The organism is Shigella sp. FC1967, from assembly GCF_001743005.1.
GTDB lineage: Bacteria > Pseudomonadota > Gammaproteobacteria > Enterobacterales > Enterobacteriaceae > Proteus.
Genome location: NZ_MIIZ01000234.1, coordinates 1 through 261, shown reverse-complemented (window position 1 = coordinate 261; position 261 = coordinate 1). Strand labels below are relative to the sequence as shown.

General features: G+C 46.0%; 1 pseudogene. It reads right to left on the bottom strand.

The window, feature by feature from the left end:
* A pseudogene (locus BHE89_RS02205) lies at positions 1-246 on the bottom strand (hypothetical protein); the annotation flags it as partial.
* Positions 247-261 lie beyond the last annotated feature (15 nt).

Here is a 261-nt window from a genome sequence, read left to right as displayed (position 1 = left end):
AAACTTCACAATATGCCCGTGCTTCGGTGAGGTTTGTTCCGACAACTCTTTCAGCAACCGCTTTACGCTTTGAAATCTCGCGTACAGAGCTGGCGTAAACTGCCCAGAGTAGTTCAAGTTTGGGCAGATCATTTCAAGCATCTCATCAGGTACAGATTCAAGCCCCATTTGCGCGGCCAATGGCTTCGCCTTTTTCAGACCTTCCTCAAGCACTCTCTGATTTACAAGTTGTTCTAATGTGTTCATTTGACTCTCCACTTT